The sequence below is a fragment of the Peribacillus sp. N1 genome, from assembly GCF_054600815.1.
Map to the genome: position 1 here is coordinate 1 of NZ_BAAHZO010000117.1, position 235 is coordinate 235.

Annotated in this window: 1 protein-coding gene; it reads right to left on the reverse strand. The window is 27.2% G+C overall.

Features of this window, described 5'->3' with window-relative positions:
• Nucleotides 1-6: 6 nt before the first annotated feature.
• Nucleotides 7-235 (reverse strand): hypothetical protein (locus ACYP5M_RS26770; protein ID WP_459735756.1); only part of this gene is annotated, 229 nt, incomplete at its 5' end.

Here is a 235-nt window from a genome sequence, read left to right on the forward strand (position 1 = left end):
TTCATTCTATTTAACATTTTGGTTTTGTTTTCTTAATATTGTAGCTTGGACCAACTTGATTATCTCTATTACTTCTATATTTTCATAAGATATAGCAAATTCATCCGATATGTATTGTGCTATTTCTTCAATGTTCACAAATAACTCATTATTCTCAAAATAAGGAACGATTTGCAAAATATTTTTTATTCTCGTATCAGTTTTTATCTGTAAGTCAAACGATATCCCACGTAGA